The following is a 9,379-nucleotide window of genomic DNA, read 5'->3' as shown; positions in this document are numbered from 1 at the left end:
GTCCCCGGCGGCCGGTCCCCGGCCTCCCGGCGCGGCCCGCCCGGCCGCGCCGGCAGGCGCGCGGGTTCAGTGGTGAACAACGGATGCCTCCTGAGGGTGGACGGGCGCGAGGCCCGGAAGCTGCGGGCCCCAGGTGCCGCGCAGCGCACGGTCGATGTACCGGTGGGTGACCGCGGCCTGCTCCAGCACCGCGAAGTGCCCGCCGGTCAGGGTGTGCGCGGTGAAACGCCTGGTGGTCTGGTCGCGCCACCCCGCCACGTCGTCGATGCCCGCGCGCGGGTCGTCGGTGGCCGCGAGCGCCGTGATCGGCACGCTCAGCGGAGCCTGCGGCCGGTACTCGTAGGAGTCCCTGACCCCGAAGTCCGCGCGGAACGGCGGCAGGATCATCCGCAGCACCGTCGGGTCGGTCAGCATCCACTCCGGGGTGCCGCCGATCCGCCGCAGCAGCGCCACGACCTCGTCCTGCGTCATCCCCGCCACCGGCGGGTCGCCGTCGTCGGGCGAGCCGGGCGCCGCGCACCCGGAGACGAACAGGTGCACCGGCACGGGCCCGCCGCGGCGCCTGATCTCCCGTACCAGCTCGAAGCCGACCAGCGCCCCCAGGCTGTGCCCGTACACCGCGTACGGCCGCGTCTCCCCCTCCGGGGAGGTGTCGGCCAGCACGGCGTCCGCGAGGTCCGGCACCAGCCGGTCCATCCGGTCGTACGGGGTGTCGCGCAGCCGGGTCTCCCGGCCGGGCGGCTGGACCGGGCGCACCGACACCGGGCCCAGCCTGCCGAACCAGGAACGGTACGCCGAGGCCGAACCCCCGGCGTGCGGCAGGCAGTACAGCCGCACGCCGGCGCAGCCGGGCTGCTCCGCGAAGGGCAGCCACGAGGCGGCGGGCGCCGCCTCCAGCACGGTCGTCATCGCGTCACCTCGACCTCGACATAGCCGGGCAGCGGCTGGATCTGCTCCAGGTCGGCCCCGAGCACCAGCCGGTCGCCCTCCCTGGCCACCTCGCGGAAGCCGCTGAAGGCGTAGGTGATCTGCATCATCCGGTTGCGGCCGGTCTCCACGAAGTCCGCGCGCAGGCCGGCGCCGGCCTCCCGCGCCCGCTCCATGATGTGGCTGAGCAGCACCGAGCCGACCCCGCGGGACATCACCCGGCACGACATCAGCATCATGTGGAGCTGCCAGTCCGGATCGCCGGTCTCCACCAGCGCCAGGCCGATCTTGCCGTACGAGCCGAACCGGTCGGTCAGGGTGGCCACCAGCAGCAGGTGGTCGGGCGACTCGCGCAGCGCGTCCAGCTCGTCGTAGGAGTACGTGCGGCCGGTCGAGTTGAGCTGGTTGGTGCGGATGGTCAGTTCCTCGGCGCGCTGGAGGTCCTCGCGGGCCGCCGGGGCGATGGTGAACGTCATGCCCAGGCTGGCCAGGAACTCCTCGTTGGTGCCGACGAAGTCGCTCTCGATCTCGTCCCGCGCGAGCTGGCTGTGGTACATCGCCCGGCGCTGCGCCGACTCGTCGGAGACGAACCGCGGCCGGAACTCGATCCGGTTCAGCTCGGTGTCGATGTCGAGCGCGTTGACCCGGGTGACCTCGGGGACGGAGAACTCCATCTCGGCCAGCTCGAACTCCTGGTCGTCGACGAACGCGAACGCGTCGAGCCCCAGATTGAGCTTGGCGGAGATCTGCCGGACCGACTCCGACTTGGCGTTCCAGCCGATCCGCGGGTACAGGAACAGGTCCTCCAGGCCCAGTTCGCGCAGCTTCGCCATGGCCGTGTCGTGGTCGTTCTTGCTCGCCACGGAGTGCAGGACGCCCAGCGCGTCCAGCCTGCGGATGTGCTCCACCACGCCGGGGCGCAGGGTGACCTCGCCGTCCTCCAGCAGCACCCCGTCCCACAGCGTGTTGTCCAGGTCCCACACCACGCACTTGATCTTGCCCTGCGCGGGCTTGCGGTACGGACCGTCCGGCGGCGACGCCGGGCCGGTGGCCGGCGCGGTGGCCGGCGGTTGCGTCAGCGTGCTCACAGTGCCCACTCCCGGTATGCCTCGTCAGCGATCGTGATCCGCTGGATCTCGTTGCTGCCCTCGATGATTTCCATGACCTTCGCGTCCCGGTACAGCCGTGCGACCGGGAAGTCGGCGCTCATTCCGTTGGCGCCGTGGATCTGTACGGCCTCCGTGGAGTGCCGGGCCGCCGCGGTGGACGCGAAGTACTTCGCCACCCAGGTGGCCATGATGGTCGCCGGGTCCCCGGCGTCCTTGAGCACACCGGCCTGGTGGCACAGCAGCCTGGCCGCCCGCACATCGGTGACCATGTCCGACAACTTCGCCCGGATGAGCTGGAGTTCACGGAGCTTGCTGCCGCCGACCGTGCGCTGCGCGGTGTAGTACGCCGACGCCTCCAGGCACGCCTGGACGATCCCGACGGAACCGGAGGCGACCGAGAACCGGCCCAGGTCGAGGGTTCCGCTGAGCACCATGCCGGAGGCGAAGGAACTGGGCCCCAGCAGTGCGTCGGAGTCCAGCCGCACATCGTCGAACTCCAGCTCGGCGATGAGCGAGGCCCGGGTGCCGAGCACGTCCTCCACCGGTATCACCCGCACGCCGGGTGACCGGCGCGGTACGAGCAGGGCGATCACGCTGGACTCGGTGCGGGCGAACACCAGGAACAGGTCCGCCCGTTGGCCGCCGGTGATCCACTTCTTGCGGCCGTTGAGCCGCCACCCGCCGTTCTCCTGGACGGCGGTGGTACGGATGCCCGCGGTGTCGCTGCCGCCACCGGCGGGCTCCGACAGGCAGAAGGCGCCGCGCACCGCGCCGGTGGCCAGCGACGGCGCCCACTGCTCGATCTGGGCGGGGCTGCCCCAGCGGAGCAGCGCCCACGACAGCATGGTGTGCACGGTGAGCAGGGACCTGACCGAGGAACATCCCCGGCCCACCTCCTCGTGCACCTGACCGAGCGTCACCAGGTCAAGGTCCTGGCCGCCCAGCGCGGCCGGGTAGAAGGGGGCCCACAGGCCCGCCTCGCCGATCCGCTCCTGCAACTCCTCGGGGACCGCGCCCCGCCGGTCGTACACGTCGGCCACCGGCATGATGTGGGTGTCGACGAACGCGCGTGCCGAGTCCCGGGTGATCCGGGCCCCCGCCGGCGCCGCCGCGAGGGGCGGCGCCGTGGTCAAGGTCGTCATGGTCTGGCTCCTCAGTCGACGGAGACGGGGACGCTCCGGCGGGCGACGAGGTCCGCCATGGCCTCGACGGTGCGGAAGTTGTCGATGCGCAGTTCGTCGTTGGGGATGGTGAGGCCGAAGGTCTTCTCGATGAACATCACCAGCTCCATCGCGAAGAGCGAGTTGATGTAGCCGAGCGAGAAGATGTCCTGGTCGGTGGCGATGCTGGCCTGCGGGAAGCGGGCCTCGATGAAGGAGAGGATGCTGGTCTGGGCGGTGGTGTTCTCGGACATGGTCGTCATCCCTTGTTGTCGTAGGTGTAGAAGCCACGGCCGGTCTTCCGGCCGTGCAGTCCGGCGTCGGTCATCTGCTTGAGCAGCGGGCAGGGCCGGTACTTGCTGTCGGCGTAGTGCTCGTAGAGCACCTCGACGCTGTAGAGGATCGTGTCGACGCCGATCAGGTCGGCGGTCTCCAGCGGACCCATCGGGTGCCCGAAGCACCCGCGGAACACCTCGTCCACCGACTCCGCGGTGGCGACGCCCTCGTGGACGAGGAAGGCGGCCTCGTTGACGGTGAGCATGAGCACCCGGTTGGAGACGAAGCCGGAGGCGTCCTTGACGTCCACCGCCTTCTTGCCCATGCCGCTGAGGAGCTGCCGGGTGACCTCGACGGTCTCCTGCGCGGTGTGGAAGCCGGGGATCAGCTCCACGACCGGCTTGGCCGGCACCGGGTTCATGAAGTGCACCCCGACGACCCGCTCCGGGTGCGTGCCGACCGCGGCGACGCGGGTGATCGGGATCGCGGAGGTGTTGACGATCACGACCGCCTCGGGGGAGAGCACGCGGTCCAGCTCGGCGTGCACCTCGCGCTTGATGTCCCAGTTCTCGGTGACGTTCTCGATCACGAAGTCGGCCTTGGCGAGCGCCTCGACGCCGACCGCGGTGGTGATCCGGGCCAGGATCTCGTCGGGGTCCAGGGCCGGGCCGCCCATCAGGCGGCTGAGCCGGCAGTTGCGGCTGATGGCCGCCTTGGCGTCGTCGAGGATCCGCTCGTCGATGTCGACGAGGACGGTCTCGTAACCGGACTGGGCCAGATTGTGCGCGACTCCGATGCCCATGACCCCGGCACCGACAACTCCTACGACGGTCATGATCTCTCCGATTCCTTGGTGGGTGGTGCTGACTGTTGTGGGTGTGCTGAACCACGCCTGGGACGTGGGGTGTCGCGTGGTGCGGAGTGCCGCTGACGCGGGATCAGCTCCTGCGCCGCCGGGCGGCGGTCTTCAGGCCGGACCTGCGCAGTCGCGCCTGCTCCTGGCCGTCGGGCTCCGGGACGGGCGCCGCGTCCGCGGCGGGTCCGTCCACGACCTTGGCGAGGGCCTCGACGGTCGGGGCCTCGTAGAGGATGTGCGGGGGGAGCTCGGCGTCCTGGAAGGCCCGGCGCAGGGCCGCGAGCAGGGCGATGCCGAGCAGCGAGTTGCCGCCGAGTTCGAAGAAGTTGTCGCGGGCGCCGACCCGTTCGAGCTTGAGCATGTCGCCCCAGACCTCGGCCAGCCGCTCCTCGACGGGGCCCGAGGGCTCCCGGAAGGGGGTGAGGAGTTCGGGCCGCGGGTGCCGGTCGGCGGAGCCGGAGCCACCGCCCGCCGGGGCCATGACGGCCTCGACGGTGAAGCCGGTGCTGTAGCTCACCATCGTCGGCAGGTCCTGCGTGGAGACCACGACCCGCGACTCGCCGGAGGCCAGGGCCCGCAGCAGCGAGCGCCAGCCCTCCGCGAAGGTGATGCCGAAGGCTTCCCGGTGCGAGCGGAAGAAGGTCTGCAAGCCCTCGTCGTAGCCCGACAGGCCGGAGTCCCAGGCGTTCCAGGTCCACTCGCCCCAGTCGACCGACAGGACCCGGCGGCCGGTGGCCGCCTGCCGTGCCGCGTAGCCGTCGAGGTAGGCGTTGCCCGCGCAGTAGTCGACCTGGCCCGGTCCGCCGCCGGTGGCCGCGGTGATCGAGGAGAACAGCACCAGGAAGTCCAGCGCGGTCTCATCAGCGTGGCCGATTCGCAGTGCTTTGTCCAGGGCCTGTACGCCGGCGACTTTGGGCGCGAGAACGAGCTCGGAGTCGTCGGACTGCTTGAACTGGATCAGACCCGTTCCCGGCACGCCGGCGGTGTGCAGGATGCCGTGCAGGGCGCCGAAACGCTCCTGCGCCAGGTCGATGGCGCGCCGGACGTCGGGCGCGCTCGCCACGTCACCCGTGACGATCTCGACCTCCGCGCCGAGCTCCACAATGCCCAGCACACGGCTCACCCTGGCCCGCAGCGCCTCGTCGGCCGCCTCGGCGCCCGCGGCGATGCCCTCCCACCGCTCACGCGGCGGCAGCCCGCGGCGGCCGAAGAGCACCAGCCGGGCACCGACCTGCCGTGCGAGGTGTTCCGCCATGCCCAGCCCGATGCCGCCCAGACCGCCGGTGATCAGATAGACCCCGCGCTCGCGCAGCACCGCCGCGGCGCTCTCGTCGTCCACCGCCGGGAGCATGTCGTAACCGCACACCCAGCGCCTGCTGCCGCGCAGGGCGACGGCCGCGTCGGTACGCGGTCGGCGCAGTTCCGCGGCGACGGCCAGGGCCGGGGTGTCCGGCTCGACGTCGAGCAGCCGGGTGGTCACGTTGGGGTACTCCAGCGGCACCACGAGCGTCGGGCCGATGAGCGTGGCGGCGTCGGGACGGACCTCCGAGCCGTCGAGCACCTGGTGGGCGCCCGCGGTGACCATGTCCAACTGCCAGTCGCCCGAGCCCAGTTCACCGGCCGCGCGGGCCAGTGCCACCAGGGTGTGCAGACCGAACGCGATCGACTCGTCGTCGGGCCGCTCCGCGAGCGTCCACAGATGGACCACCCGTTCCAGCGCGAGCCCGCGCTTGCGCAGGTCGCGCAGGGCCGCCTGGGCGTCGCCCGAGTGGCCAGGACGTACGGTGTAGCCGGTCGCCGGGTCGGCGCTCCAGCCGCCGCCGGGACGGACCGCGGTCACGGTCGCGCCGTCGGCCGCCGCCGCGCGCACCAACTCGTCCAGCACACCGTCGGCTTCCGACCCGTCGGCGTAGACCAGCCAGCTCGCGGGCTGCGCGCCCGCCGTCGCCGGGGAAGCGGTCTGCCGCCACACCGGCTGCCAGACCCACTGCTCCTCCGGCAGCTTCGGCACCCGGTCGATGTCCTCGAAGCTGGCGGGCACACCCGGCGTGCCCGGCGCCGTCGCAGCCGCGGGCGCGGCCGGCTTGGCGCCGATCAGCGGGGTCTGCTCGATCCAGTAGCGCTGCCGCTGGAAGGGGTACGTGGGCAGCGGCACCCTGCCGGGCGCGAAGCCCCGGTGCAGCTCGGCGGTGCGCTCGGCGCGGCCGTGGTAGGCCGCCCAGTCCAGGTCGACACCGGTCAGCCACAGCCGCGACAGGGCCTCGGTCAGGACCCGGTCGGCCGGACGCGGATCGCTCTGCGCGGGCAGCGTCGCGGTGATCGTCGCCCAGCGCTGCGGGGCGCAGCCCGCGCCGCGCACCATCGTGCCCAGCGACTGTCCGGGACCGATCTCCACCATCGCCAGCTCGGGATCGGCCAGCAGCGTCTCGACGGCCGCCGCGAACTGCACGGGACGGCACATGTGCTCCGCCCAGTAGGCGGGGTCCCGCACCAGCCTGGCGTCGGCGACACCGCCGGTGACGTTCGACAGGTACGGCAGCCGCGGCGGGTTGAGCCGGATGTTCTCCGCGACCCACGAGGTCAGCTCGTCCGCGAGCGGGGCGAGCATCCGGGAGTGGAAGGCGTGCGTGGTGCGCAGGCCCCGGCTGGGGACGCCGTCGCGCTCCAGGTCGGCGGCGAGGCCGGCCAGCGCGTCGGTGGGACCGGCGACCACGACGGTCTGCGGGCCGTTGACCGCGGCGATGTCCAGGCCGCGCGCCTCCAGTCCGTAGCGGTCGCGCAGGTCGTCGGGCCCGAGCGGCACAGCGGCCATGGAACCCGTCCGCACCCCGGAGATCAGCCGGGCCCGGTGCACCACCAGGGCCAGCGCGTCCTCCAGCGACAGCACCCCGGCCAGGCAGGCCGCGACGTACTCGCCGAGGCTGTAGCCGAGCATCAGCGACGGCTGCACGCCCCATACCATCAGCGTCGAGGCCAGCGCGTAGTCCACCGCGAACAGCAGCGGCTGGACGATCTCGGTGCGCTCCAGCTCCGCCTCCCGGTCGTCGCCCGCGCCGGTCGCCCGGCCCAGCAGCGCCGCCAGGTCCATGCCGCCGCCGGGACGGTCCCCGGTCAGCAGCCCCGTCAGGTCGGTGTCCGGCAGGTGCGCGGCCAACAGGCCGAGGCAGTGGTCGAGTTCGGCGCGGAAGACCGGCTCGTGCCGGTAGAGGTCGCCGACCAGACCCGGATACTGCTCGCCGACCCCGGCGAAGAGGAAGGCCACCGGGCGGCCGTGCGCGGTCTCCACCCGCGCCGACAGCGGCGCGTCCTCGTCCGTACCGGCCAGCGCGGCCACGGCCTGCTCGCCGCTGGAGACCACCGTGGCGCGGCGGTGCTCGAAGGTCTTGCGGCCGACCTGGAGGGTGTAGGCGACATCGGCGACGCTCGCCCCCGAGGTCGCGGCCAGGTGCTCGCCGAGGTTGCTCACGGCCTGGTCGGCGGCGTCCGAGGTACGGGCCGAGACCGGCAGGAAGTGGTGCCGCCTGCCGCCCTGCGGGGTGTCGGGGCCGGCCCTGCGGGCCGGCGGCTCTTCCACGACGACGTGCACGTTGGTGCCTCCCATGCCCAGCGAGTTGAGTCCGGCGATCCGCGGCCTGCCGTCCTGCGCCGGCCACTCGGTCAGCCGGGTGTTGACGTAGAAGGGGCTGTCGGCGAAGTCGATCTGCGGGTTGGGGGCGGTGAAGTGCAAGGTCGCGGGGACCATCCGCTCGCGTACGGTGAGGACCGTCTTGATCAGGCCCGCGGTGCCCGAAGCGTGGTTGAGGTGACCGATGTTGGTCTTCACCGCGCCGATCGGGATGCTGCCGGGGCCGCCCGCCGTGCCGAACGCCCGGCTCAGCGCGGTGACTTCGATCGGGTCGCCGATCGGGGTGGCCGTGCCGTGCGCCTCGACGTAGCCGAAGTCCTCCGGCCGCACCCGTGCGTCGGCCATCGCGTCCTGCACCACCCGGGCCTGCCCGGCGACGCTGGGCGCGGTGTAACCGACCTTCAGGGCACCGTCGTTGTTGATGGCCGAGCCGCGGATGACCGCGTGCACGGTGTCGCCGTCGCGCAGCGCGTCCGAGAGCCGCTTGAGGACCACGACGGTCGCGCCGTCGCCGAACATCGAACCGCTGGCCTGCGCGTCGAAGGTCCGCACATGCCCGTCGTGCGACTCCATGCCGCCCTGCTGGCGGCGGTGGCCGACCCGGTCCGGCACGGCTATGGACACACCGCCCGCCAGCGCCATCTCGCACTCGCCGCCGCGCAGGCTCTGCACCGCCAGGTGCACACCGACCAGCGACGTCGAGCAGAAGGTCTGCACCGCGACGCTCGGTCCGCGCAGGTCGAACAGGTAGGACACGGACGTGGTCAGCGCGTCCTTGTCGTTGCTCATGATGATCTCGTACGGGCTGATGTCGCCCGCGGCGAGCTGCGAGGTCATCCCGAACAGATACGTGGAGAGGTTGGAGCCGCCGAAGACGCCGATCCGGTCGCGGTACGCCTCGTTGGCGTACCCCGCGTGCTCCAGACCCTCCCAGCAGACCTCCAGGAAGAGCCGCTGCTGCGGGTCGGTGAGCGCCGCCATCCGCGGGCTCATTCCGAAGAATCCGGCGTCGAAGCCGCTGATGTCGTCCAGCACGGCGCGCGCGGGCACGTACTCCGGGTCCTGGACCATGTCCGGGTCGACGCCTGCCTCGATCAGCTCCTCAGGGGTGAAGAAGCGGATCGACTCCACGCCCTCGCACAGATTCCGCCAGAAGCCGGCGACGTCGCCCGCGCCGGGGAAGCGGCCCGCCATGCCGACGATGGCGATCCGCCGGTCCAGTTCGGTGCTCTCCGGTTCGGTGTGCTCGGTGTGCTCCGTGTTCTGGGCGTTCTGGGTGGTCTGGCTGACCGCGGTGACGGCCGGGGTCGCGGCCACGACCGGACGCGGCGCCGGAGCGGCGACGGGCACGGGCGCGGGGGCGGGCCGGGGCGCGGCCCCGGCCCCGGAAGGCGCTCCGGAAGGCCCCGGAATCAGGCCGCCAGGA

Annotated in this window: 6 protein-coding genes; all 6 read right to left on the bottom strand. The window is 72.3% G+C overall.

The features are described from left to right. Positions 1-66: 66 nt before the first annotated feature. Positions 67-909 (bottom strand): thioesterase II family protein, encoded by an 843-nt coding sequence (locus BGM09_RS15810; RefSeq protein ID WP_223187058.1) that lies wholly within the window; start codon positions 907-909, stop codon positions 67-69. Further along, the gene (locus BGM09_RS15805) at positions 906-2,015 is read right to left on the bottom strand and encodes an HAD-IIIC family phosphatase (protein WP_317452719.1); all 1,110 of its coding nucleotides are present in this window, start codon (positions 2,013-2,015) and stop codon (positions 906-908) included. The genes BGM09_RS15810 and BGM09_RS15805 overlap by 4 nt, the downstream gene beginning before the upstream one ends. Beyond that, positions 2,012-3,178 (bottom strand): acyl-CoA dehydrogenase family protein, encoded by a 1,167-nt coding sequence (locus BGM09_RS15800; RefSeq protein ID WP_188282226.1) that lies wholly within the window; start codon positions 3,176-3,178, stop codon positions 2,012-2,014. The genes BGM09_RS15805 and BGM09_RS15800 overlap by 4 nt, the downstream gene beginning before the upstream one ends. Before the next feature lie 11 nt (positions 3,179-3,189). Continuing rightward, positions 3,190-3,450 (bottom strand): acyl carrier protein, encoded by a 261-nt coding sequence (locus BGM09_RS15795; protein WP_188282225.1) that lies wholly within the window; start codon positions 3,448-3,450, stop codon positions 3,190-3,192. Positions 3,451-3,455: 5 nt separating this feature from the next. After that, positions 3,456-4,307: a 3-hydroxyacyl-CoA dehydrogenase family protein gene (locus BGM09_RS15790; protein ID WP_188282224.1), complete on the bottom strand. Its 852-nt coding sequence runs from the start codon at positions 4,305-4,307 to the stop codon at positions 3,456-3,458. Positions 4,308-4,410: 103 nt separating this feature from the next. Further along, positions 4,411-9,270: a type I polyketide synthase gene (locus BGM09_RS15785; protein ID WP_188282223.1), complete on the bottom strand. Its 4,860-nt coding sequence runs from the start codon at positions 9,268-9,270 to the stop codon at positions 4,411-4,413. Positions 9,271-9,379: the final 109 nt, after the last annotated feature.

This window comes from Streptomyces sp. CBMA29 (assembly GCF_014596445.1).
In the GTDB taxonomy this organism is placed as follows: Bacteria; Actinomycetota; Actinomycetes; order Streptomycetales; family Streptomycetaceae; genus Actinacidiphila.
This window is presented reverse-complemented; position numbering and strand designations above follow the sequence as displayed.

Excerpts from the sequence above, each read along its gene's own strand:
- BGM09_RS15810 (WP_223187058.1), bottom strand. The coding sequence starts at position 909 with ATGACGACCGTGCTGGAGGCGGCGCCCGCCGCCTCGTGGCTGCCCTTC.
- BGM09_RS15800 (WP_188282226.1), bottom strand. The coding sequence starts at position 3,178 with ATGACGACCTTGACCACGGCGCCGCCCCTCGCGGCGGCGCCGGCGGGG.
- BGM09_RS15795 (WP_188282225.1), bottom strand. The coding sequence starts at position 3,450 with ATGTCCGAGAACACCACCGCCCAGACCAGCATCCTCTCCTTCATCGAG.
- BGM09_RS15790 (WP_188282224.1), bottom strand. The coding sequence starts at position 4,307 with ATGACCGTCGTAGGAGTTGTCGGTGCCGGGGTCATGGGCATCGGAGTC.